The following is a 22,211-nucleotide window of genomic DNA, read 5'->3' as shown; positions in this document are numbered from 1 at the left end:
TTAGGAATGTTAGCAGAAAATGTTAGCGTTACTGAAATTTTAGAGGACTTTCCCGATCTAGAACGAGCTGATATTCAAGCTTGTTTGATCTTTGCTGCACGACGTACTGATTTTCCGAGACTAACCGCAACTTGCGAGAATTGTTGACGGCGACTTTACCTGATGCGTTAGAGCAATTGCGCCAAGGAGAAATAATTGTGGAAATTACAAATATTCCTTAAATGACCGATCGACAAAAATTGATGAAATTTTTGCAGATGTTCGCGATCGCACTCCTACTCCTGAAAAACCTTGCTGGTTATGAGCATGAAATTCCTCTACTCTTGTCTAAGAGCCTAATCACAAGGATGCAATCGACTCACTCCTCTCCTAATGCGTAGCCATTCATTCGCTAATCTGGTTTCTTCTGGTTGAATTTGGCGATCGCCTAATTCTGGATTCCGAACATAAAATATCGCATCAGCAACCCGATCTAAATCCTTGCTTGATAAGTTAACTCCATTACGAGATACACTATCATAATTGGCAAGGCCCGCTGAATTAGCCAGTGCTGAATTGGCTAGTCCACTCTCACAGTTATGATTGTGAGGGATGAGAAGAGCTTGCATCACACTTTGAATGGCATTCCATTCTCTGACATACTCCGTTTCATCCGGCCGAATTTTGCGCTCTGACAGTTGGGGATTGACACTATAGAAAAAACGATCTGTCCACAAATCGATCGCTTCTGGCGAGATCGGGTTTCGAGCATTACTAATATATCCAGTTTCTTGTAGAAATATACGTAAATCCGCAAAAAATGAACTGCGATCGTCATGGAGATAAACGTCCTGTATCCGTTGCCAGCCATCTTCTGCTTCTTCGAGTAAATATTTTGTTGCTAAATAGGCAGCCAAAAGTCCCCGAACATTAGATGGCTCATCTCCATAGGTTTCCTTTCGGGTTTGATAAGATTCCCAGAGTTGAGTGGCAGAGCTATCAATCTCTTCAGGAAAACGAGTTGTTACCTCTCTCAAGCTGTCTTGATGATATTGCCAAATCCGTGGAGGAAAAGCAGAATCAGCATAAGAGGTAAATGCATAAGCAAAACGAGAATCACGGCTGTAAAATTCTATTATCCCATCATCATCTAAATCTTTAAGGCTAGGTATAGCGACTCCATCTCCCCAGTCATGGGTCATGTAAGTATAGTTTTGAGATGCTCGATCGTAGCGGTAGATGAGGGAGTAGAAACAACAGTGAGCGCCACCGGTAAAGAAAGTCAGGACTATTTCGGGTTCTGAATCTCCATCCAAATCTTGAACCCAAGAGGAGGGATCGTTTTCTCTAAAGTAGGGGCGATCGAATTCTTCACTTCGGGTAGGGATCGGCTGATTTAAGATGATTTCCCCGTCTCGAATAAGTTTTAAGCGTAAATTTAAAACTCGAAAATTATCTTCCTTTTGGTCATAGGAAACTTCGGCTTGCACATGACGAAATTCCGCCCTCTCAATCACGGCATGTACTTTCTCTGGAGTTAACACGAATAAAGAGCTAAGTACAGCAGAAAGTCCACAGGTTAATAAGGAGGATATTTTCATCTTAAGGTTTAAATTATCATTACAAGCTTATTCTAGCTTATAGTAGAGTGTGTTAATTATATCATCGAGCAGATAGAGCGGCAAGCAGCGATCGCCATGACAAGTCTTAAAACGGACTAAATCTAAACGTTATGTAGACTGGCTCTCCAAAATCACTCTAATTTTTTCCCGAAACAACCGCACCGCAGATCGTTGTCCAACCGCTTTACTCTGCTCGATAAAAGGGGCTTAAGCCCCTTGTCTAAGCCTAGTGAAAGCCAAGCTACGGAAAAATGTCGAAGGTATTGATTTAGTACTAATTATATTATAAAGCTATCTAAAATCTCTTGGTTTGTAAATTACGTTAGGTTTCACTTGCGGACAATCCAATCTACGGGAAAATAGTGAAGATATGATTAAGGGAAGAAGTTTTGTTCTGTTTTGCTGATTAGCGTCCTGTGATGGGGTATCCTAAGTGACGATCGCCAGAACCGATCGCGGCAACCCTAATTACTGAATCAGAGGAAATTCATGACTGAGTCATCTCACGCCACTAAATTGAATCCTAGCTCTAGTTTTAGCGTCAAAATTCGGGTTAAACTCCGAAATCGTGCCGGAGCCTTAGCCAAGGTAACTGGAGCGATCGCATCTATTGGAGGGAGTTTAGGGGAAATTAGTCTTTTGGAACGCACTCTTGATTTTACGCTGCGAGAAATTACGGTTGATGCTGGCTATACGGAACAAGCAGAGGAGATTGTCCAAGGGATTAAATCGATACCGAATGTTGAAGTGCTAGATGTGTCGGATAAAACGTTCGATCTGCATAAGGGTGGGAAGATTACTATTGATAGTAAAATCGCCATTAAAGGTCAGTCTGACTTGGCTATGGCTTATACTCCTGGAGTGGGTCGTATTTGTAAGGCGATCGCCGAAAATCCAGAAAAAGCCTTTGATTTAACCATTAAAAATAATACGGTTGCCATTGTCACTGATGGCAGTGCTGTCCTAGGATTGGGGAATCTGGGCCCCTTGGGTGCGCTGCCGGTGATGGAAGGAAAAGCCATGCTGTTTAAGGATTTTGGTGGACTTGATGCCTTTCCGGTTTGTCTGGATACCCAAGATACCGAAGAGATTATTGAAACGGTAAAACGGATGGCTCCTGTATTTGGTGGAGTGAATTTGGAAGATATTAGCGCTCCCCGATGCTTTGAGATTGAGCGTCGTTTGAAAGAAGAGTTAGATATTCCCATTTTTCACGATGACCAACATGGAACGGCAATCGTCACTCAAGCGGCGCTCTATAATGCCCTGAAATGGGTGAAAAAGAGCCTGGGAGAGGTGCGAATTGCGATCAATGGGGCCGGAGCAGCTGGGGTGGCGATCGCCCATCTATTGCAAGAAGCAGGAGCCAAAACCATTATCATGTGTGACTCGAAGGGCATTGTGTCTACCAAACGGTCAGATTTGAATGCAGCTAAACAGGAGTTTGCAGTGGCGGAGTCAGGATCTTTAGCCGATGCCATGAAAAATACCGATGTCTTTATTGGGGTGAGTGTACCGGGGGTGCTGACCCCAGGAATGGTGAGTACGATGGCTAAAGATGCGATCGTGTTTGCCATGGCTAACCCCATTCCGGAAATTCAACCAGAGTTAGTGAGCGATCGCGTAGCAGTCATGGCTACCGGACGCAGTGACTATCCAAATCAAATCAATAATGTCTTAGCCTTCCCTGGGGTATTCCGAGGTGCTTTAGATTGCCGCGCCCGCAGTATTACCCGCAAAATGTGCATTGAAGCAGCAGGGGCGATCGCCTCTTTAGTCAGTCCCACTGAGCTGAGTCCCCATAATATCATTCCTTCTGTATTCGATGCTCGCGTTGCGACTGCCGTATCTGCTGCGGTGCAACAAGCAGCCCGAGCCGAAGGTATTGCCCAGTGTTAAAAGAGTAGGGAATGGGAAGATGGGGAGATGGAGAGACAGGGGGAGATTGCCTATTGCTAAAGTGTCTTTTCCCCATTACCCATTATCTATTACTATGAAAACTGTTTCCCATTGGATCGGTGCGACTGTTAGCACTCTTATTCTTAGCTCTCCCTTCGTTGCTTGGGCAGGGCCAACGCTATACTACGAAAAATTATGGTTAGATCTGTCGGTTTCGGCGTGTTTGCAGAGAGCGACACAGGCGATCGCCTCTACGGATGTTCCCGTCTTAAATATCAATGACACTCGCGTGTTAGCCATCAGTCCTACCGTCTCTGTGGCGATCGACTGCGAGGCGATCGACAATAAAACCCGCAGTATCATTATGGTTAGTAGCGATGGCGATCGACCAACAATTGCCATTAACTTAACCGAAACCTTGAAAGAAGCCATGAGCGACATCAATCATAAAGATCCAAATTCAAACTAAATCCAGGCAATATGGATTCACCGGACAATTCGGTAGGTAAATTTCGTCCTTCTACCTCCTTTTGTGGGCGATAAATTTCCACCTTCTATGAGATACAGCTTGAAGCCTTCAACCCTAAGCCATACAAGCTCTTGCCTATTCCCTATTGCCTATTCCCTAGAGCGAAGCGCTATAATACGTTGATATTTTTGTTTATCTGTTGTTGCTTGAAAAGCAACCTCAAAACCAGAATCATGTTTCATTCTCCTGAATCTATGAATACAGTAGATTACCTCCGCATCAGCCTAATTGACCGATGTAATTTTCGGTGCGACTATTGTATGCCTGCGGATGAAGAACTCAACTATATCTTAAGTCAAAATCTCCTCACATCTGACGAGATTCTTACCCTCTTGAAAGAGGTTTTTATTCCCCTTGGTTTTACCCGCTTTCGCTTAACCGGAGGTGAACCCTTACTACGTCCGGGAGTGGTGGATTTGGTGCGACAAATTGCCCAACTGCCCCAAACCCAAGATTTAGCCATGACTACGAATGGATTTTTACTCGATACCTTAGCGCAAGACCTGTATGATGCTGGTTTGAGGCGGATTAATATTAGTCTTGATTCCCTAGAACCAGAGACATTTGACAAAATTATCGGAAATCGGGGTAAAAGTCGCTGGGAACGAACATGGGCAGGGATTCAGAAGGCATATGAAGTGGGGTTCAACCCCTTAAAATTGAACGTGGTGGTGATTCCTGGGGTGAATGACCATGAGGTGTTAAATTTAGCGGCATTAACTCTAGATCGCCAATGGCATGTCAGATTTATCGAGTTTATGCCCATTGGCAATGGTCATTTATTTACCGAGCGAGCCTGGATACCTTCGGAGGAATTACGCCAAAGAATTCGGGAGCGTTGGGGAATAACAGGGGGTGAGGTGCGCGGAAATGGGCCGGCAGATGTGTTCCAAATTCCTGGCGCTCAGGGGACGTTGGGATTTATTAGTCAGATGTCTGAGTGTTTCTGCGATCGCTGTAATCGAATGCGGTTATCGGCTGATGGTTGGTTGCGTCCCTGTCTACTCAATGAAACTGGACAGATCGATCTCAAAAGCGAGTTGCGATCGCAGGTTCCTTTAACCGAATTATGCCAACAAGTCGCCGATCTCTTACAGATTAAACCAGAGATTAATTTCAAACAACGGGAATCGGGTACAGAAGGCGCTTACACTCGCACCATGTCCCAGATTGGAGGATGAGAGCGCTAGGGGAAAATCACTCAAGCTTCTGGCGTTAAATTCAGGCCGCGATAAACTTGTTCAATGGGAAAACGGAGGTTAATACTTTTGAGTTCTATGGTGTCTCCTTCTTGATAGTTGATGATGATCCATTCTCCGGCATCATTTTTATGATACAAATCCATTTCTATGTGAGTCGAACTAACCAGCAAATAGTCGATTAAGGCAGGATTCTGGCGATACATCCTAAATTTCCCACCGCGATCATAGGCTTCCGTACTTTGAGATAAAACTTCCACAATTAAGCAGGGATAGGTAATATATTGGCTTGTATTTTTATCTCGCTCATCACAGGTTACACTAACATCCGGATAGGTATACTGATGAGTCTCAGCGATATTAACTTTCAGATCGGAATTGCCGGTTTCACAACCACTCCCTTCTAAGTGATTGGAAAATAAAGTGGTAAATCTGACGGAGATTAAGCTGTGATTTTTGCTGCCACCTCCCATAGCATAAACTTGACCATCTATATATTCATACTTTTCCAGTTGCGTTTCTTCCCAAGTGAAATACTCTTCAGGAGTGAGATGGGGATAATTATCTTTAGCTGCAATCATAGTTATCAGAAATGGAAAATAGAGTCTTTACCCATCATAACATTGGCCACTATAGCAATTCTCTCTTCTATGGAGTACAGTGTGAAGCCTGAGATTCTAAACAATACCAGCTACTCTCTATTTCCTATTCCCTAGGGCGAAGTGCTATCCATTGACCACTATGATAACATGAAAAAATCTTAGACTATAAATTATCTATATCTTTAATCATTCATGAAACTCAAAAAATATAGGTTACTATTGATCGTAGTATTCTTGTTTACGCTGCTGGGTTGTCTGTCCAGTGGAGGAAAGGAAATGCACGAGTTTAACCCAACAATTCGAGTACCTGCCGAGTGGGAAACCCATGCAGGAACTTGGATGCAATGGCCAAGTTCTTATGAGTCAGAGATGCGCCCAGAATTTGCCCAAATTATCGATATTATTCAAGATTACGAACCGGTTCACCTGTTGACCAGTAGTGAGGCTGAACAAAGGAGAGCCAAACAATTTTTGTTAAAAAAAGGGGTTCCTAATACCCAAATCACTTGGCATATTGTGCCAATAGATAATGCTTGGTTGCGGGATAATGGCCCCATTTATGTGACGGATGGAACCAATCTGTGGATTCAAAATTGGAGATTTGATGCCTGGGGAGGAGAGGAGAGGATTGACGCTGAGTTAAAATCTGAACTGGAAGTTCTATTTCCCGATCGCCAAGTTCACTTAATCGATGCAGAAGCGATCTTCGATTCAGGAGGCGGTATCCATTGTGTCACCAACGATCGACCAGCGTAATCTTTAGATTCAAGGGATTCTATATGATTTGGAAACCGCCCACGATCGCACTGGGGAAATGAGAGAAGGGCGAGATCGCGCTGCCCCCTTGCCTCAAAAAGGGGCGATCGCTCAAAATTATCTGTTAAAATTTTGATCGGTTTAGGGAGATAAAACCATGACAGCATTAATCTTAAATAACAGGGGTGGGAAATACCTATCTGAAACGCCGTAAATCCCGAATCTCTAGCCACTCCAGTCTTTTTTACAATGGTCTCAAAGCATTAAATAAAGTATCTGAAGAGACTATGCAACCCAATAATCCCAATCAATTTACAGAAAAAGCGTGGCAGGCGATCGCCCAAACTCCCGATATAGCCAAAAGCTATCAACATCAGCAACTCGAAAGCGAACACTTAATGAAAGCGCTTCTCGAACAAGATGGGTTAGCTACCAATATCCTATCCAAAACCCAAGTGAATCTACCTGCCTTTCGGGAGCAAACTGAAGCCTTTCTCCAACGACAATCCAAAGTCCAGGGCGGGGGAGGATCGATTTATCTCGGTCGTTCATTAGATACCTTGCTCGATCGCGCCCAAACCTATCAGAATCAGTATGAGGATAGTTATATTTCCATTGAACACCTCTTACTTGCGTTTCTCCAGGATGACCGCTTTGGTAAAAGCTTGTGCAAAGATTTTAAACTGGATGAAGCCAAACTCGAGCAAACCATTCGCGACATTCGAGGAACTCACAAAGTGACCGATCAAAACCCTGAAGGCAAATATGAAGCCCTAGAAAAATATGGCCGAGACTTGACCGATGCCGCACGGCAAGGTAAGCTAGACCCCGTAATTGGCCGGGATGACGAGATTCGCCGCACCATTCAAATTCTCTCGCGACGCACCAAAAACAACCCCGTGTTAATTGGGGAGCCTGGAGTCGGAAAAACGGCGATCGCCGAAGGGTTGGCACAGCGCATCGTTGCTGGAGATGTGCCCCAGTCCCTCAAAGACCGCGCCTTAATCGCTCTAGACTTAGGCGCACTCATTGCCGGAGCCAAATATCGGGGCGAGTTTGAAGAACGACTCAAAGCCGTACTCAAAGAAGTTACGGATTCTCAAGGTAATATTATTCTCTTTATTGATGAAATTCATACTGTCGTTGGTGCAGGGGCAACCCAGGGAGCCATGGATGCCGGTAACCTGCTCAAACCCATGTTAGCGCGGGGAGAATTGCGCTGTATTGGTGCAACCACCCTAGATGAATACCGCAAATATGTTGAAAAAGATGCCGCCTTAGAGCGTCGCTTTCAACAGGTGTATGTCGATCAACCCAGCGTTGAAGATACGGTATCCATTTTACGCGGACTCAAGGAACGCTATGAAGTGCATCATGGGGTGAAGATTTCCGATGGTTCCCTAGTTGCAGCCGCTACCTTATCGACTCGGTATATTAGCGATCGCTTCCTTCCCGATAAGGCGATCGATTTAGTCGATGAAGCTGCCGCCCGGCTAAAAATGGAAATCACCTCCAAACCCGAAGAACTTGATGAAATTGACCGCAAAATTTTGCAACTAGAAATGGAGCGTCTTTCCTTACAAAAAGAAAATGATCCCATTTCCTTAGAACGATTAGAGCGCTTAGAAAAAGATCTCGCTAACCTGAAAGAACAGCAACATGCCCTCAATTCCCAATGGCAATTAGAAAAAGACAGGATTGACAATCTTCAGAACATAAAAGAAGAAATCGATCGCGTCAACGTTGAAATTCAGCAAGCTGAACGTAATTACGATCTCAACCGCGCCGCAGAATTAAAGTATGGCAAACTCACTACCCTGCAACAACAACTCACTGAAGCCGAAACCCATCTTGCTGAATCCCAAACCACTGGCAAATCCCTACTCCGTGAAGAAGTAACTGAATCAGATATTGCTGAAGTCATCTCCAAATGGACCGGCATACCCATTAGTAAACTCGTAGAATCGGAAATGCAAAAACTCCTCAATTTAGAGGATGAATTACACCAACGTGTCGTCGGACAACATGAAGCCGTAACTGCCGTTTCTGATGCCATTCAACGGTCTCGTGCAGGTCTATCTGACCCCAATCGACCCGTTGCCAGTTTTATTTTCCTCGGTCCCACAGGAGTTGGGAAAACTGAACTGGCAAAAGCCCTCGCTGCCTATCTATTCGACACCGAAGAAGCCCTCGTTCGGATTGATATGTCCGAATATATGGAAAAACATGCCGTTTCCCGATTAATTGGCGCACCTCCCGGTTATGTTGGCTATGATGAAGGCGGACAATTAACAGAAGCCATTCGCCGCCGTCCTTACTCCGTCATTCTCTTTGATGAAATTGAAAAAGCCCATGCCGATGTCTTCAATATCATGCTCCAAATCCTTGATGATGGCAGGGTTACAGACTCCCAAGGGCATACTGTAGATTTCAAAAATACGATTATTATCATGACCTCTAATATCGGCTCCCAATACATCTTAGATCTGGCGGGAAATGACGATAATTATGAGGAAATGCAAACTAGAGTCATGGAGGTTTTGCGCTCCACATTCCGTCCAGAATTTCTCAACCGCATTGATGAAACAATTATTTTTCATTCGTTGAAAAAAGAGCAACTGCGAGAAATTGTGCAACTGCAAACAGTACACTTAGAATCTCGGTTAGCAGAGCGGAAAATCGCCCTCAAACTATCGGATACTGCTCTGGATTTCCTGGCAGCCGTTGGTTACGATCCGGTTTATGGAGCCAGACCCTTAAAACGAGCCATTCAACGGGAGTTAGAAACCCAGATAGCTAAGGGGATTTTACGAGGTGAATTTACCGAAGGTGATACGATATTTGTAAATGAAAAAAATGAGTGCTTAACGTTGCAACGCTTGAGTGCAAGTTTAGTCAAAACTTAAATCTAGTCTGGAGATCTAGAAACCCGCTTTTCCAAAAAAACGGGTTTCTGGCGTATCTAAGAACATTGGGCAACAGTTTTATTTTCTTTCAGAGCTATCAAATATTGTTCGAGTAAAAATTCTGGAATTTTAGTCAGAATTTCAGGATCTTGATGTTGAATAACCCGATCGGATTGACAGGAGATTTGGAGCTTATCCGGTGTATCTAAAGATTGGGGTACATATTCAAAGGAACAGGACATTTGTCGTTTTTGACAACTATCCAAAACTGCCACAATAATCATGCCATGACTACCGGGATAATCGGCAACAGAGTACCAATCTCCTTGATAGATCAGTTCAAAGCTGCGGCTATTGCGTTGGCGACAACGTTGGGGTTCAAGTTTCGCCCATTGAGATAGGTATTGACAAAGGGGGGATTGAGTCATTATCCCTTAAAGATTGACAGGACAAGGTTGGATGGGAGCAATAGTTGTATTGTATCAATCTACAGAGAAGTTGAGCGTTCAATTTGTTCGATTAGATTCCAGAATTTGAGAATGCCGAGGCTAAACAGCACTAAGGAGGTGATACCAGAGGTAAAAAATGCTAGGCTATTTCCTTCTAGGAGGCTGATTAAACTACTGCATCCGATCCAAGCGGCAATGCCTGTAAATACTGAGGCTGATGTTCCTTCATCTCCTCTGGTGATTAACAAGAGGGCAATTCCCGATCCCAAAACACTGACTAATCCGGAAATGGTTCCAGTACAGGTAATGGAGATCGCCACTACACCATAGCGAAAGATTAAACCCCAGGTTCGCACACGAGGGGATCGCGATCGATATTTTACTCTTATCATCCCATTGACTCCCGAAATCCTTCCCTCTCTTATCAGCCTAAACCTTAAGCCTACGGCAATCTGTTACATTTATTTAATCTGAGTAACGATTGAATGTGTCGAATACACATGAATTTAAATCATCATCGGAACCAATCATGAAACATGCAAGCCTTTCAGAGACCCAATATTATACCTGGAAAACCTATCGCTGTACCTATGAAGTCAGTTCCTCACCGCAATCCGATCCCCAAACCACTCCTCTGCTGCTTCTCCATCCGATTGGTGTGGGATTATCCCGCAGATTTTGGGATCGATTTATTACTCAGTGGCGCAATCAAGGCTATAGCCAGCCAATTTATAATCCCGATCTACTCGGATGCGGTGAAGGCGATATGCCGCGAGTTGCCTATACTCCCGAAGATTGGGCGGAGCAACTTAACTATTTTATCGAAACAGTGATTCAAAAACCGGTTATTTTGGTGGTTCAGGGGGCCTTATTTCCTGTGGCAATTGCTTTAACGCAACATCAAAATAGTCACTCCTGGCTTAAAGCACTCGTCTTATCCACTCCACCTGCTTGGCCAGTCATAACGCAAACCAGTCCTGATTGGCAAAATCGTCTTCTCTGGAATGGCTTTGACTCCCTCCTGGGCAGAGCCTTTTATCTTTATGCTCGTCGTCGTCAGTTTTTAGAGTCCTTTTCCATACGTCAACTCTTTGGCGAACCCGATCGCGTCGATGATGAATGGTTAGATACCCTCCAAGTTGGCGCTCAAAACCCTGCTAGTCGCCATGCTGTGTTTTCCTTTCTGGCTGGATTTTGGCGTAGAGATTATCAAGAAGCCATTCGCAAAATCTCCCAACCTACTCTAGTAGTTGTGGGGGAAAAAGCCTCCAGCATTAGCAAAGAAGGAAAGCAAGAAAAAGCGGATCAATGGCTAACTAAATACCTTGCCCATCTGCCCAATGGAGAAGGAAAAAAAATCTCAGGACGTAATGTTTTACCCTACGAATCTACAGAAACTTTTGTTTCTTTGGTTGCCCAACAGTTGAGTCAATGGGAACTATAAGGTAACAGAGAATCGGGGAATACTGTCTATTTCCTCTTTTAATTTTTAATTGATAAGGGAAAGCCTAGCTTCTCCCGTTGCTCCAGATACAGATGGGCAATCTTGCGGGCTAAACTGCGGATTCGGCCAATATAGCGCGTTCGTTCCGTTACGGCGATTACGCCCCTGGCATCGAGTAAGTTAAAGCTATGAGAACATTTAAGTACATAGTCTAAACCGGGGGTGACTAAGCCTTTGTCAATCAGTTGAGTAGCTTCTTGCTCGTAGAGTTCAAATAACTTAAAGAGTAATTCTGGGTTAGAGGCTTCAAAATTGTAGGTGCATTGCTCGATCTCTCCTTGCAGGTGAACATCTCCATAGGTGAGGCGATCGCTCCATTGAATTTCGGTGAGCGCTTCCACATTTTGCAGATACATAGCCAAACGCTCTAAACCATAAGTAATTTCAATGGCGACGGGATGACAATCAATGCCTCCACATTGCTGAAAATAGGTAAATTGGGTGACTTCCATGCCATCGAGCCAAACTTCCCAACCGACTCCCCAAGCGCCTAGGGTGGGAGATTCCCAATTATCTTCGACAAAGCGAATATCGCGATCTTCCGGCTGAATACCGAGAACTCGTAAGGAGTCCAGATAAAGATCCTGAATATTATCGGGAGAAGGTTTCATCAGTACTTGATACTGATAATAATGCTGGTAACGGTTAGGATTTTCTCCATAGCGTCCATCGGTGGGACGGCGACAGGGTTCGACATAAGCGACAGACCAAGGTTCTGGTCCGATCGCCCTTAGAAACGTATGGGGACTCATCGTACCTGCCCCTTTCTCCGTATCATAGGGCTGGACAACCAAACACCCGCGATTGGCCCAAAATTGATTTAAGGTAGCGATGACTGACTGAAAATTCATGCCCCAACTTTCCTCGATCGAGTACAACAGTTTCTATTTTCCCTTAAAAGGGGGAGGGGTAGTAACGAGTAATGAACCACTAATGAATAATGATATACTCCGTAACGAAGTTGTCAATGGAGCATCCTACCCATGTATGAAACCTACGGACCAGCCCCTTGGATTAAAACCGATCGCTACGGAATAACCAAAACTCTTCCTCCTGAGACCTCTGTAATTTGGTACAAAGCCTTGCTACTCTGTGCCAATGGAGATGGAGAACTCTCACAAGCAGAGCGGGATTGGGTCATTGGTCATGCCACAACCTACCATCCTGAGATGAGTGAGAGCCAAATTGATGAACTGAGAAATTTCAACGGAACGGGTACGACGGATGATATTGAAAAACTTGTATTCAGCGATCCCCTAGCCAAAAAGGGACGTTATGTTCTCGTTTATGAGGCAATTCAGGCTTCGGCTGCGGATGGGGACTACAGTGACGGAGAAAAAGCGACGATTCGTAAAATGGCTGGCAAGCTGGGAATTAGTGAAGCTAAGGTGGCAGAACTCGAGAGCTTGTTTGAAGAAGAGAAAGCGATGAGAGAGAAGCGCATTCGTATCTGGCATCCTGAAGGTATCCCCGGAGAAGACTAGGGATAAACCGCTACAATTGCGTCGATCGATGGCAAGGGTTGAATGCTAGCCAGTTCAAAGCCTGCGCTGTCGAGTAAAGAGGCAAACTCGTTTCGAGTCCGTTCTCCGGGGCCTCCACTTTCTCCTGGTGCGCCATGTACCAACAACATCTGCAAGTTTTTGATACCGATATAGGGGTTGCGAACTTGGTAATCTTCAATCAGTTCAAAAATGTATAGCTTATTACCAGCGTGCATGGCCTGCCTGACATTTCTGAGAATCGTGCGTGCCTGCTCATCAGAATAGGAATGCAAAATGCGTTTTAGGATGCTATCCCCCGGAATATCGGGTAATGTAACCTGCATATCAACTCCGATCGCCTGCAAGCGCGGTTGAACAGAGACGCGAGCGATCGTGTCGGGAACATCAAACAGTTGCCCCTGAATGCCTTCGTACTTTTGTAAAATTCCGGTAATGAGCGCCCCATTTCCCCCGGCAATTTCAGTAATCTTTTGGGATTGAGAAAAGTCAAACCCTTGCAAAATATCCCGAATTTCAACCTGCGACATCGATTCCATCGCGCGATCGAAAGCGGCGGCTAAATCCTGATGTTCTTGTAGATAATCGTAGAAGAGGCGATCGCGCCCAAGCTGATAAATACTTTTGCCTGTCTGTAATAATTCTTGCCAAAGAGTACGTCGTTGCTCATGTTTTCTGGACTGGGCTAACTGACAGAAGTGATGCCATGGTCTAAGGGAAAATTCTGAGTTCAGGACTAAATGTTGTGAAACGTCAGTCAGAGAAACCATAGACCGAGAAGGATTGGCATCCGGTTCGAGCGCGAATAAGTCAAAATGAGCCAGTCCCCGTAAACAGCGATGGAGCGATCGCTGATGAGTTCCGGTTCGCTTGGCTAACTCCGATACAGATAAAGAATGAGTTGCAAGATGATCGAATACCCCAAGGCTAATACAGGTCTCCGTAAAGTGGGAGACAATGCGATAGTCGAGCAGGCAAAACATTTGTTGATAAGAAATCATAAGTTATATTAAGTCCGTTGAATAAATTATGATATGTCATTGCGAATGGAGCGCCAGCGGAATGAAGCAATCTCTACAATCTCGGTAATTTTGGTGATTGCTTCCCTGCGGTCGCAATGACAACTGTTTCACCGAATTTGATATTACCTGGTATTTGATTGCTTACGGATGAATGCACTTCGCTGACACCCATGATATTTTAGGTTATATTCTCTCTGACAATTGAGACAGGCATAGATCCTGTACAGCTAAATAATGTCCGATCGCATCTTCATAAGACGTGGCAAAAGATTCATTGAGTAGTCTGCGAGTATTTTGTAATACTTGAGGGTGAATGGGCATCAACGCCTGCTGAACCTCTTCAATAGTCTGTTCCAATGCAGTTGTTTCGCAGGAGCGATCGACGATTCCCAGGGCGATCGCCTCTTCAACAGAAAATTGAGCGCCAGTAAACAGCAAGCGACGAGCAACGCCAATTCCAGTATATTTGGCTAATCGGAACACTCCCATTCCTGGTAAATACCCTTCTTTAACTTCGGGCATTTGAAAGAGCGATCGCGCAGTCGCAACTCGATAATCGCAAGCGAGGGCAAGTTGAAAGTGAAACCGGGTACAATAGCCATCGATCGCCGCGATGGATGCCCCCGCAAATCCTTCTAGCCGCCGGAGAACTTTTTCCCATTTGCTACAATCGTTAAATGCAGGCGGTGCGGCGATCGCAGGCTGCTGAGTATTCAAGTCCCAAAATGTGATGAGCTGACAAGTCCCGTCATCTTCGAGATCGTTCATTAATTCGATTAATTCTGACAAGCAGACTGCATTCAATTGGCTCGGATCTGACCATTGCAAGTTGACATGGGCGATCGTTTCCCGTTTAGTAAGTTTTAACGTGGTGTATTGCGTCATGCTTTAAAATTCCCCCAAACAGCATTCAATGGTCGAACCGGGTCCCATCGTCATCATGATGACAGACTCTCCTTCCTGAGCAACCCCTTCCTGCAATAGTCGTTCGTGAGAGAAGAGAAAAGAGGCCGAGGATAAATTACCATAATTTTGCAGGATATGGGTGGTATGGCGCATGTCATGCTCGGTAATATTTAAAGCATATTTGATCGAATCGATCACCTTGCGACCCCCGGAATGAATCACCCAATGCTGAATATCTCGGCGTTTGCGATCGAAGCGATCGAGCAAGTTAGTCACCGGAATTGTAACATTTCGTCCCAAAAGATAAGGAATTTGTTTATCCAAATACAAGGCATATCGGGTTTCTTGCCAATCAAGCCGTATCGCGTTGATCGCCGCAGTAATAATGTGAGAACTGAAGCCCAGAATTTTCGGCCCAATGGATAACTCCAGAAAAGCTCGGCCAGAAACGATCGCGGCCGCTGCACCATCTCCAAATAACGAATTAACCACTGCTGTATTCAAAGTGTCGTCGATCGCATAGATAGCAGAACACACTTCAACACACAGGAGGAGACCGATCGCCTCTGGATTGAGGGCACAAAAATTGACGACCGGTTGAAGACCATTTAATCCTGCATTGCAACCCATGCCAACAATATCAATCCGGTAAATGTTTGGACGCATCCCCATCTCTTTGATATAAAGTGCGCTTAGGCTCGGACAAAGCAAACCCGTGGTGGAGACGACACTGATGTAATCAATATCTTGAGGAGTGAGTCGAGCCTTTTCTAATGCCTTGTTGATGGCTGACTGTCCGATCTCTAGCGCCATCTTTTTGTGTTTCTCTAATAAATCCCCTTGGCTTTCTTGCACCCTCTGACCCTCTTGATTGGGTTTGGGTAAACAAAGGTGACGGGATTTGATATGAGAATTACTGAAAATTTTGCGAGTTTTTGGATTAGTGATGCCGAAAATTTCTAATATTTCGGCTTGGGTGTATTTTTGTGGAGGAGTTGCAGTCCCGATCGCAATGAGTCTCGGAGATAGAGATGGAATTACAGAAGATTGCATGAGTATTGGGGCTTGACCATAATGCCTTTAGTCTGCTTCTATTTTTTGCTGGTAGAGCAGTGCTTGAGCAACTGCTTCGACATTTTTATCTCCCAAACTACCATGAACGGATTGTATTGCTAGTTTAGCCAGGTGCATTGCCAGAGGGTCTCGCCGAGCCACAGTTTCGGCAAGGTCAAGGGTATCCTCCCATACGCGATCGCTGATTTGAGAAACCAGTCCCCACTGTAGCGCGGTGGCACTATCGACTTTTTGCCCAAAGAGAACGATCGCTTTTGCCCTCGCTTCGTTCACCAATTTGGTCAGCCGACGCACTCCCCCAGCAGCCGGAATTAAGCCTAGATCGACTTCAGGTAGTGAGAACCAACTTGAAGGGCTACAGATGCGAAAATCACAAGCCAGAGCCAATTCTAACCCCCCGGCAATGGCAGGCCCTTGAATCGCTGCGATCGTTGGCCAAGGCGCATTAGCCCAATTATCAAAAAGCTGCCGACTCTGTAAGTTTAATCCATCGGCATAGGAGCGATCGCCTAAACTGGAAATATCGGCACCAGCGCAAAACACTTTCTCTCCGGCTCCAGTGACAATACCCACGCGAATGGTGCGATCGCTTACTACATCAGCGTACTGTTCTGCAAACTGGCGAATCATGCCATCATGATAAGCATTCGCTTTTTCTGGGCGATCGAGGATGAAGAGGGCAATGTTGTTTCTCTCTCCCACTCGTTTCATTTGCACCGTCCCCGAAAGCTCTGTCATGGGTTTAAGCCTCTCCGGATAACTCGGCGATCGCCTCTGCCATATCTTTTAGAGAAACATTCGCGTCTGCGGGATAAGCCGCACGAGACCACTGTACTAAGTATTGAGGGCCAATATTATCATCCACTGAACTGCCCCCGAAGAATCCCGTCCCAATTACCGGTCCCATCGTCAGATTCGTAGAAACGCCACTGGAGCCTTCAATGCCTTGGGTATTGACTGCAATTCGGCAGACGGGTAACGCTGCCGCATAACGGGCAACAATAGCCAGATCTTGACTGTGAATCACCGCAGAGTGACCCTTACCGATCTCCAACATTGCCACAGCCCTCTCAATTGCCCCCTCTATGCCATCCACTTGAATGTACCCCATCACGGGAAACATTTTCTCTTGGCTGAGGGGTTCGCGATCGCCCACAGTATTGATTTCCACCAGCAAACTTTTAGTATCCTTCGGCACAGAAAACCCAACTTGTCCAGCAATCCAAAGGGCACTTTTCCCAATCGCTTCACGATTGAGTCCAGTCTCCAAAAACAGATAGTTACGGAGTTTTTGGGCGGCTTCATCGGTCACAAAATACCCCCCCGATCGCCCTAAAGCGACTTTGAGTTGGGCAGAAATGGCGCGATCGGCAAACACAACCGATTCGCAGACACACGGGAGTGCGTGATCGAAACTGTTACTAGCGATAATTTGTGCAGCGGCCATCTCGATATCAGCAGACTCATGTACAAAACAGGGGGCATTCCCCGGCCCCATGCCCATCGCCGGATTCCCCGACCGATAAGCCTCCCGGACTCGTTTGGGGCCCCCGGTTGCCAGAATGGTGCTAATTTTGGGGGATTCCATTAAGCAATTGAGCGCGAGAAGGCTGGGTTGACGAATGGTCTGAATTGCTCCCGATGGTGCCCCTGCTCGTTCTGCCACTTCTGCCATTAAATCAATAACGTGAATCGAGCAATTTTGGCCCGAAGGATGAGGAGAAAAAATAATCGCATTGCGGGTCATCATGCTGATAATGGCCTTGTAATAGACTGTCATCACGGGATTGGTACTGGGGATTAAGCCAGCTATAACTCCTGCGGGTTTTGGAAAACTAATGATTTTCTTTTCTTCATCGATCTCAGGCTCAATAAAATCAGCAATGCGATATCGGTTCAGCAATCCGACTGAACAATCTAGATTTTTTTTCACATTGTCCTCAACGTTACCGTAGCCTGTTTCGCCAACCAACCATTGAGCATAAAATTCAGCCTTTTCCTTGCCGGCTTGAACCATTGCCTCAACAATTTGTTGGACTTGTTCTGTCGTATAGCGACTAAAAATATGAGCTGCCCTTTCTGCTCTATCTAATAACAGATTAACTTCTCGTTGAACTCGATCTAATGGTGGCTGATAATTCGTACTGCTCACTCCCTTATCTCCGGTCTTGCCTGAGGGTTCTCTCTCAATTTTTTTCTTTTGTACCTCAGTAGGGTAACACGATCTCCGGTTTAAGCTATTAACTTCAACAACTCTGACCCTGCCTACCCAACGATGATTGGCTGCTGAATTGTAGACCCTTAAAAATTGTTTGCACAATGCTAAATTAAGACATCGGTTTTAATGTAAGGGAGATGGCAGGGCAACCTTTTGCTTATGCGTATTTATGGTAATCGTGTAATTAAAACCCTTCCCGGTTCTCTAACTCGCCCAACGGTGGGACGGGTAAGGGAGGCGGTATTTAATATTTGGCAAGGTTCGATCGCCGGCTGTCGCTGGCTAGATTTGTGTGCTGGCAGTGGTTCGATGGGAGCCGAAGCGCTCTGTCGGGGAGCAAGTTGGGTTGTGGGGATTGAGCAGTCCTCTCGTGCTTGTGGGGTGATTCGCCAAAATTGGCAACAGATGGCATCGGCAGACCGGTTTCAGGTGCTTCGTGGGGATGTGCTGAAGCGAGTAGAGCGCTTAGAGGGAGAGAGCTTCGATCGCATTTATTTCGATCCACCTTACCAGAGTTCATTGTATCAGCCTGTGTTGGAGGCGATCGCCGATCTGCATCTGCTCTGTGATACGGGAGAACTTGCCGTCGAACATTCCCCCCAACTGCCTCCTCCAGATGAATTGGATGGCTTAGAAATTCTTCGCCAAAAGGTTTATGGGAATAGTGCAGTGACGTTTTATGGCGCTTCGCACTAGGTAACAGGCAATAGGCAATAGGCAATAGGAGCGAGTATCTAAGGAAGTCCTAACCTTCTTCCCCGATAAGCAGTCAAAACGAGGTAAATAGGACATAATATGGATGAGGGGTAAAACCCCTCATTCTAGTTTTTGCGGAAAATCAAGTATTCTAGGTGACAGTTTGTCGGGACAGAGAGTTATGACACCAGCACAGCAGATGGCGACCTCAAAACTGAATCGACAGGGTAAATCTCAGCGTCATCTTCGCCTATCTGATAGAGTATCAACAACTCCGGTTGTCGAATCTGTGGTTTCTATTGGAGAATCTAATCGGCATCTGTACGTGAACCGCTCTCAGACTTCGTCCGAGAGGATTATCTATCCCTTTGATCGCTTAAGTGAACAACCAACGGCCGTGTCTAATCCTGCGGATATCACAGAATCTGGGTTACCGTCCTCTGCTGAGGAGGAAAAGGGAATTTATTTGGATTTAGAAACCTTGCAAGGGTTTGAAGTGGCTAACCACCAGTTTGAACACTGGGGTATCCAGTTTCGCAATGCGATCGCCCTTCAACCCTCGAATCCTGCCTATCCTCCAAAGTCAGGAAGCATGGTACTCATTGCCGGCCCCAAAAGTGGTTGGATGGAAGTTCTATTTACTCAGCCTATTCGGGCTGTAAGTTGTTATGTGACTAGCTCGCGACGGATTACGTTGACAGGATTTAATAGAGAGAATGAGGCGATCGCCTATACCGAGTTATCAGAAGCGAATTTGGCTACCTTAAACGATTCAATTGCTCCTAATGCCCTGTTGACGTTAATCACAGAGACACCCGATATTTACCGGATTAATTTTTCGGCGTTTGATGGACAATTTAGTGTGGATGATTTTTATTTTTATTGGGATTAGCAATCCATCTTAAAATCGTAAGGTGTTGTTGCTTATTGTTTATGGATGTCTTCTAAACTTTTGAAGCAGTTGAGCGATCGCCTCTGGAGCGATCCACAATTGCGCGATCGGTTTATCCAAGCGTTCGATCAGCCACCTCCTTTACATCCCTGTATTCTCTGGTGTGAAGACCCTCCTTCAGAGCGTCCGTTTACCGTGGAACCGCCTCAACCCTGGCAACCGGAGCGGGTGGATCGACTCAGTTTAGGAGCGCAACCGGGAAAATATTCCGCTCACGATCGCGGAGCCTATTATTGTCTAGACTTTTCTTCTGTGTTTGCAGCATCTCCTCTGTTGCAATTATCTGGGGTTCAAACGGCGATCGATGTTTGTGCTGCTCCGGGAGGTAAAAGTTTATTCACTTGGCATACTCTGCAACCGGACTTACTGCTATGCAATGAAGTTGTGGGTAAGCGCCTGGGAACTTTGATAGCTAACTTAAGGCGGTGTCAAGTTGCTAATCTTTCAGAGCAGCAGGTGAAGGCAAGTATTATCGCTACCCAGCTCGATCCCCAACTGCTTGCCCAAGACTTTTCCCAAGCCTTCCAACTCGTCCTTGTCGATGCCCCCTGTAGCGGTCAATCCCTACTTTTGAAACAGAAAAAAGTCCCTGGATGTTTCCATAAAGTCACCCTTAATCGCAACGCAAACCGGCAAAAACGGATCCTCGGCAATGCCGCCCAATTGGTCGCTCCCCAAGGCTATTTGCTCTACATGACTTGCACCTATTCCCTCGAAGAAAACGAGCAAATTTGTCAGTGGTTACTGAAAAAATATCCCCACTTTCAACCTGTCCCCGTGCCCCATCTTCTCAATTACCAATCCCATCTCACCCACCTTCCTTGCTATCGCCTCTGGCCTCACCAAGGGTTAGGTGCAGGTGCATTTACCGCCCTTTTTCAAAACCAGAATTTAGGCGAAGTAGCAGGGATTTCTAGAGAAGATTTAGCCACGATTAATCGGTTATAGAAGTTGTCATCCTGTAGGAGCCGGTTCACCTCAATCGAGGAGACAAGCCAACAACGTTCTGAACCTAACCTACCCCACTCCCAAGGCGATCGCCTCCCAGAAGTCCAGGAAGCGATGAGATCATTGGGCTAATTGCGAAGTGGGTTATTTATGGGAGTTAATTTAATAGTGTTCTTGGACTAAACTAGGATTGAGTGTAGCTAAATTAGATACGAGATGACCGGGAATCCTATTCGGGGGTGGTGGGAGGGTTAAACCACACCACTGAGCGACATCTACAGATAGGGTAACGCAATCGGGGCCTTTACCAATGCAGTAAATTAATCTTTGGTATTTACTGAAAATTTGGTTAATCGTTTGCTCTAAGTCGGAGTCAGAAATTTCAAATTTGACTAAGTGTTTAATGTAGCGAGTTCTATCGGAGCGATCAATATACCCAGGACACAGAGGGAATTTGGGGATTTTGGGTTTGAAGGCATACCATTCTGATTTATGGTTGTATTCAAACCAACACACAGAATGAGGAAAACCGGTTTCGCTAATGACTGTGAGATATCCCATAAGCGCCTCATCCATCGCTAACCTGCAAGCACGATTAGGCTGATTATAGCTTTACTGGAGGAGGAAAAGGGGCGATCGACCCTCTCACTTCTGGGAGTTATAATATCTCTAGCCTGTCAATTAAGAAAGCAATTTAGAAAACAGACACTCTTAGATCGAGTTGAAAGAATGATTATCTCATTGTAGGCGAGAAGGTTATGACCCAAGTTTTTCCAGCACAAGATGTCGCGATCGGTCGAATTTCTGCGATCGTCGATCGCTTATTCCAAGAAAACGAGAAGTTCAGAGAGTGATTAGAAAAAGATTTTGTACCGTGGATGAGTCGGAGTTGACAGAGCGAGTCGAGCGGATAATGGTGACAGAGAGTGTTGCCGGAACGTTGAACGACCTAACGCCAGAACAGATGGCTATTTTTGATGCCGCAGTGGAAGGTCGATGGTAAGTCACCATGGGTTATCTACTGGATACGAATATTGTCACGGCAATTTTGAAGCATAATAGACAAGTCCTGGAAAAGTTAAGAAATCTCGGTATTTTAGGTGATACCCTTTCCCTATGAAGCTGCGCTTCATGGGAAAGGGTATAATTGCCGTGACACAGCTAAAATAGTGCAATAGATCGGTAGAGAACGGAAAACTGTTATGGGTAGAGGAAAAAGAGATAAGGTATTCCTGAGTCAGGAGCAAAGAAAAAGGTTAGAAACCATCAGCCGTAATGGACAGGCTCCGGTCAAGAAAATCCTTCACGCTCAAATATTGCTGAGGTTGGCGACGGGTCAGTTGTCGAGATAGTCGCACCGCAGAAGACTGGGCAGAGGAAGTCAAAGAACTATTAGATGTGGACTATCGAGATGAGCCAAAAGTTCGCTTACTTTCAGATAATCTCAA

Annotated in this window: 23 protein-coding genes and 4 pseudogenes; 14 read left to right on the top strand and 13 right to left on the bottom strand. The window is 45.4% G+C overall.

Annotated elements, in window-relative coordinates:
* Both AC3A14_RS09615 and AC3A14_RS09610 read left to right on the top strand, forming a co-directional pair.
* Positions 1-147: pseudogene (locus tag AC3A14_RS09615) on the top strand (DUF433 domain-containing protein); the annotation flags it as partial.
* Positions 120-221: pseudogene (locus AC3A14_RS09610) on the top strand (DUF5615 family PIN-like protein); the annotation flags it as partial. The pseudogenes AC3A14_RS09615 and AC3A14_RS09610, both read left to right, overlap by 28 nt.
* Before the next feature lie 114 nt (positions 222-335).
* Here the strand turns inward: AC3A14_RS09610 and AC3A14_RS09605 are convergent.
* Positions 336-1,580, bottom strand: coding sequence for a hypothetical protein (locus AC3A14_RS09605; protein ID WP_318734012.1), 1,245 nt, complete (start codon positions 1,578-1,580; stop codon positions 336-338).
* A gap of 510 nt (positions 1,581-2,090) precedes the next feature.
* Between AC3A14_RS09605 and AC3A14_RS09600 the strand changes: the two genes are divergently transcribed.
* The gene (locus AC3A14_RS09600) at positions 2,091-3,500 is read left to right on the top strand and encodes an NAD-dependent malic enzyme (protein ID WP_318734010.1); all 1,410 of its coding nucleotides are present in this window, start codon (positions 2,091-2,093) and stop codon (positions 3,498-3,500) included.
* Between the two features lie 94 nt (positions 3,501-3,594).
* Complete coding sequence (locus AC3A14_RS09595) at positions 3,595-3,969, top strand: hypothetical protein (protein WP_318734008.1); 375 nt, start codon at positions 3,595-3,597, stop codon at positions 3,967-3,969.
* Here the strand turns inward: AC3A14_RS09595 and AC3A14_RS09590 are convergent.
* A pseudogene (locus AC3A14_RS09590) lies at positions 3,941-4,054 on the bottom strand (Uma2 family endonuclease); the annotation flags it as partial. The gene AC3A14_RS09595 and the pseudogene AC3A14_RS09590 sit on opposite strands and share 29 nt — an antisense overlap.
* Before the next feature lie 169 nt (positions 4,055-4,223).
* On the opposite strand from AC3A14_RS09590, the gene moaA reads away from it, so the two are divergent.
* Positions 4,224-5,210 (top strand): GTP 3',8-cyclase MoaA, encoded by a 987-nt coding sequence (gene moaA / locus AC3A14_RS09585; RefSeq protein ID WP_318700226.1) that lies wholly within the window; start codon positions 4,224-4,226, stop codon positions 5,208-5,210.
* Positions 5,211-5,230: 20 nt separating this feature from the next.
* Here moaA and AC3A14_RS09580 read toward each other — a convergent pair whose 3' ends face one another.
* On the bottom strand, positions 5,231-5,809 hold the full coding sequence (locus tag AC3A14_RS09580) for a Uma2 family endonuclease (protein ID WP_318700225.1): 579 nt from the start codon (positions 5,807-5,809) through the stop codon (positions 5,231-5,233).
* A 297-nt stretch (positions 5,810-6,106) separates the two neighbouring features.
* On the opposite strand from AC3A14_RS09580, the gene AC3A14_RS09575 reads away from it, so the two are divergent.
* A complete protein-coding gene (locus tag AC3A14_RS09575) occupies positions 6,107-6,586 on the top strand; it encodes an agmatine deiminase family protein (RefSeq protein ID WP_318700224.1) in 480 nt (159 codons plus the stop codon).
* Positions 6,587-6,873: 287 nt separating this feature from the next.
* Positions 6,874-9,492, top strand: a complete 2,619-nt coding sequence (clpB, locus tag AC3A14_RS09570; protein WP_318734006.1) for an ATP-dependent chaperone ClpB — start codon at positions 6,874-6,876, stop codon at positions 9,490-9,492.
* 56 nt (positions 9,493-9,548) lie between these two features.
* On the opposite strand, the gene AC3A14_RS09565 is transcribed toward clpB, so the two are convergent.
* Together AC3A14_RS09565 and AC3A14_RS09560 are read right to left on the bottom strand one after the other, a co-directional pair.
* Complete coding sequence (locus AC3A14_RS09565) at positions 9,549-9,920, bottom strand: hypothetical protein (protein ID WP_318734004.1); 372 nt, start codon at positions 9,918-9,920, stop codon at positions 9,549-9,551.
* Positions 9,921-9,979: 59 nt separating this feature from the next.
* Positions 9,980-10,333 carry a hypothetical protein gene (locus AC3A14_RS09560; RefSeq protein WP_318734002.1) on the bottom strand — a complete coding sequence of 118 codons (354 nt, stop codon included), beginning with the start codon at positions 10,331-10,333 and terminating at the stop codon, positions 9,980-9,982.
* A 137-nt stretch (positions 10,334-10,470) separates the two neighbouring features.
* On the opposite strand from AC3A14_RS09560, the gene AC3A14_RS09555 reads away from it, so the two are divergent.
* On the top strand, positions 10,471-11,385 hold the full coding sequence (locus AC3A14_RS09555) for an alpha/beta fold hydrolase (protein ID WP_318734000.1): 915 nt from the start codon (positions 10,471-10,473) through the stop codon (positions 11,383-11,385).
* A gap of 38 nt (positions 11,386-11,423) precedes the next feature.
* Here the strand turns inward: AC3A14_RS09555 and glyQ are convergent, their stop codons facing one another.
* Positions 11,424-12,296, bottom strand: coding sequence for a glycine--tRNA ligase subunit alpha (gene glyQ, locus AC3A14_RS09550; protein WP_318733998.1), 873 nt, complete (start codon positions 12,294-12,296; stop codon positions 11,424-11,426).
* A gap of 132 nt (positions 12,297-12,428) precedes the next feature.
* Between glyQ and AC3A14_RS09545 the strand changes: the two genes are divergently transcribed.
* Positions 12,429-12,929 (top strand): TerB family tellurite resistance protein, encoded by a 501-nt coding sequence (locus AC3A14_RS09545; RefSeq protein ID WP_318733996.1) that lies wholly within the window; start codon positions 12,429-12,431, stop codon positions 12,927-12,929.
* Here AC3A14_RS09545 and AC3A14_RS09540 read toward each other — a convergent pair.
* The 5 genes from AC3A14_RS09540 to AC3A14_RS09520 all read right to left on the bottom strand — a co-directional run bounded on the left by AC3A14_RS09540 (position 12,926) and on the right by AC3A14_RS09520 (position 18,101).
* On the bottom strand, positions 12,926-13,948 hold the full coding sequence (locus AC3A14_RS09540; RefSeq protein ID WP_318733994.1) for a methyltransferase: 1,023 nt from the start codon (positions 13,946-13,948) through the stop codon (positions 12,926-12,928). The two genes, AC3A14_RS09545 and AC3A14_RS09540, sit on opposite strands and share 4 nt — an antisense overlap.
* Before the next feature lie 204 nt (positions 13,949-14,152).
* Positions 14,153-14,854 (bottom strand): enoyl-CoA hydratase/isomerase family protein, encoded by a 702-nt coding sequence (locus AC3A14_RS09535; RefSeq protein WP_318733992.1) that lies wholly within the window; start codon positions 14,852-14,854, stop codon positions 14,153-14,155.
* A 3-nt stretch (positions 14,855-14,857) separates the two neighbouring features.
* Positions 14,858-15,928, bottom strand: coding sequence for a 3,5-dihydroxyphenylacetyl-CoA synthase DpgA (dpgA, locus tag AC3A14_RS09530; protein WP_487778985.1), 1,071 nt, complete (start codon positions 15,926-15,928; stop codon positions 14,858-14,860).
* Positions 15,929-15,955: 27 nt separating this feature from the next.
* Positions 15,956-16,687 (bottom strand): enoyl-CoA hydratase/isomerase family protein, encoded by a 732-nt coding sequence (locus AC3A14_RS09525; protein ID WP_318733990.1) that lies wholly within the window; start codon positions 16,685-16,687, stop codon positions 15,956-15,958.
* Positions 16,688-16,691: 4 nt separating this feature from the next.
* Positions 16,692-18,101: an aldehyde dehydrogenase family protein gene (locus tag AC3A14_RS09520; protein WP_318733988.1), complete on the bottom strand. Its 1,410-nt coding sequence runs from the start codon at positions 18,099-18,101 to the stop codon at positions 16,692-16,694.
* A 225-nt stretch (positions 18,102-18,326) separates the two neighbouring features.
* On the opposite strand from AC3A14_RS09520, the gene rsmD reads away from it, so the two are divergent.
* The 3 genes from rsmD to AC3A14_RS09505 all read left to right on the top strand — a co-directional run bounded on the left by rsmD (position 18,327) and on the right by AC3A14_RS09505 (position 20,763).
* Positions 18,327-18,863 (top strand): 16S rRNA (guanine(966)-N(2))-methyltransferase RsmD, encoded by a 537-nt coding sequence (rsmD, locus tag AC3A14_RS09515; RefSeq protein WP_318734021.1) that lies wholly within the window; start codon positions 18,327-18,329, stop codon positions 18,861-18,863.
* A gap of 181 nt (positions 18,864-19,044) precedes the next feature.
* Positions 19,045-19,755, top strand: coding sequence for a hypothetical protein (locus AC3A14_RS09510; RefSeq protein ID WP_318698194.1), 711 nt, complete (start codon positions 19,045-19,047; stop codon positions 19,753-19,755).
* A gap of 45 nt (positions 19,756-19,800) precedes the next feature.
* Positions 19,801-20,763 (top strand): RsmB/NOP family class I SAM-dependent RNA methyltransferase, encoded by a 963-nt coding sequence (locus AC3A14_RS09505; RefSeq protein ID WP_318733987.1) that lies wholly within the window; start codon positions 19,801-19,803, stop codon positions 20,761-20,763.
* A 162-nt stretch (positions 20,764-20,925) separates the two neighbouring features.
* On the opposite strand, the gene AC3A14_RS09500 is transcribed toward AC3A14_RS09505, so the two are convergent.
* Entirely contained in the window at positions 20,926-21,324 is a 399-nt protein-coding gene (locus tag AC3A14_RS09500; RefSeq protein WP_318733986.1) for a hypothetical protein, read from the bottom strand.
* A 289-nt stretch (positions 21,325-21,613) separates the two neighbouring features.
* Between AC3A14_RS09500 and AC3A14_RS09495 the strand changes: the two genes are divergently transcribed.
* On the top strand, positions 21,614-21,766 hold the full coding sequence (locus AC3A14_RS09495; protein WP_318733985.1) for a hypothetical protein: 153 nt from the start codon (positions 21,614-21,616) through the stop codon (positions 21,764-21,766).
* Between the two features lie 253 nt (positions 21,767-22,019).
* Here AC3A14_RS09495 and AC3A14_RS09490 read toward each other — a convergent pair whose 3' ends face one another.
* The gene (locus tag AC3A14_RS09490) at positions 22,020-22,148 is read right to left on the bottom strand and encodes a hypothetical protein (RefSeq protein WP_318733984.1); all 129 of its coding nucleotides are present in this window, start codon (positions 22,146-22,148) and stop codon (positions 22,020-22,022) included.
* On the opposite strand from AC3A14_RS09490, the pseudogene AC3A14_RS09485 reads away from it, so the two are divergent.
* Positions 22,087-22,211, top strand: a pseudogene (locus AC3A14_RS09485) (IS630-like element ISMae25 family transposase); the annotation flags it as partial. The gene AC3A14_RS09490 and the pseudogene AC3A14_RS09485 overlap by 62 nt on opposite strands.

The organism is Roseofilum sp., assembly GCF_982964205.1.
This window is presented reverse-complemented; position numbering and strand designations above follow the sequence as displayed.

Bases quoted from the DNA above. Each gene is read 5' to 3' on its own strand.
- AC3A14_RS09505 (WP_318733987.1), top strand. From the start codon at position 19,801: ATGTCTTCTAAACTTTTGAAGCAGTTGAGCGATCGCCTCTGGAGCGAT.
- AC3A14_RS09605 (WP_318734012.1), bottom strand. From the start codon at position 1,580: ATGAAAATATCCTCCTTATTAACCTGTGGACTTTCTGCTGTACTTAGC.
- AC3A14_RS09600 (WP_318734010.1), top strand. From the start codon at position 2,091: ATGACTGAGTCATCTCACGCCACTAAATTGAATCCTAGCTCTAGTTTT.
- AC3A14_RS09575 (WP_318700224.1), top strand. From the start codon at position 6,107: ATGCACGAGTTTAACCCAACAATTCGAGTACCTGCCGAGTGGGAAACC.
- AC3A14_RS09525 (WP_318733990.1), bottom strand. From the start codon at position 16,687: ATGACAGAGCTTTCGGGGACGGTGCAAATGAAACGAGTGGGAGAGAGA.
- rsmD (WP_318734021.1), top strand. From the start codon at position 18,327: ATGCGTATTTATGGTAATCGTGTAATTAAAACCCTTCCCGGTTCTCTA.
- AC3A14_RS09595 (WP_318734008.1), top strand. From the start codon at position 3,595: ATGAAAACTGTTTCCCATTGGATCGGTGCGACTGTTAGCACTCTTATT.
- dpgA (WP_487778985.1), bottom strand. From the start codon at position 15,928: ATGCAATCTTCTGTAATTCCATCTCTATCTCCGAGACTCATTGCGATC.
- AC3A14_RS09500 (WP_318733986.1), bottom strand. From the start codon at position 21,324: ATGGGATATCTCACAGTCATTAGCGAAACCGGTTTTCCTCATTCTGTG.
- AC3A14_RS09535 (WP_318733992.1), bottom strand. From the start codon at position 14,854: ATGACGCAATACACCACGTTAAAACTTACTAAACGGGAAACGATCGCC.
- AC3A14_RS09540 (WP_318733994.1), bottom strand. From the start codon at position 13,948: ATGATTTCTTATCAACAAATGTTTTGCCTGCTCGACTATCGCATTGTC.
- clpB (WP_318734006.1), top strand. From the start codon at position 6,874: ATGCAACCCAATAATCCCAATCAATTTACAGAAAAAGCGTGGCAGGCG.
- glyQ (WP_318733998.1), bottom strand. From the start codon at position 12,296: ATGAATTTTCAGTCAGTCATCGCTACCTTAAATCAATTTTGGGCCAAT.
- moaA (WP_318700226.1), top strand. From the start codon at position 4,224: ATGAATACAGTAGATTACCTCCGCATCAGCCTAATTGACCGATGTAAT.
- AC3A14_RS09555 (WP_318734000.1), top strand. From the start codon at position 10,471: ATGAAACATGCAAGCCTTTCAGAGACCCAATATTATACCTGGAAAACC.
- AC3A14_RS09560 (WP_318734002.1), bottom strand. From the start codon at position 10,333: ATGATAAGAGTAAAATATCGATCGCGATCCCCTCGTGTGCGAACCTGG.
- AC3A14_RS09545 (WP_318733996.1), top strand. From the start codon at position 12,429: ATGTATGAAACCTACGGACCAGCCCCTTGGATTAAAACCGATCGCTAC.
- AC3A14_RS09580 (WP_318700225.1), bottom strand. From the start codon at position 5,809: ATGATTGCAGCTAAAGATAATTATCCCCATCTCACTCCTGAAGAGTAT.
- AC3A14_RS09565 (WP_318734004.1), bottom strand. From the start codon at position 9,920: ATGACTCAATCCCCCCTTTGTCAATACCTATCTCAATGGGCGAAACTT.
- AC3A14_RS09510 (WP_318698194.1), top strand. From the start codon at position 19,045: ATGACACCAGCACAGCAGATGGCGACCTCAAAACTGAATCGACAGGGT.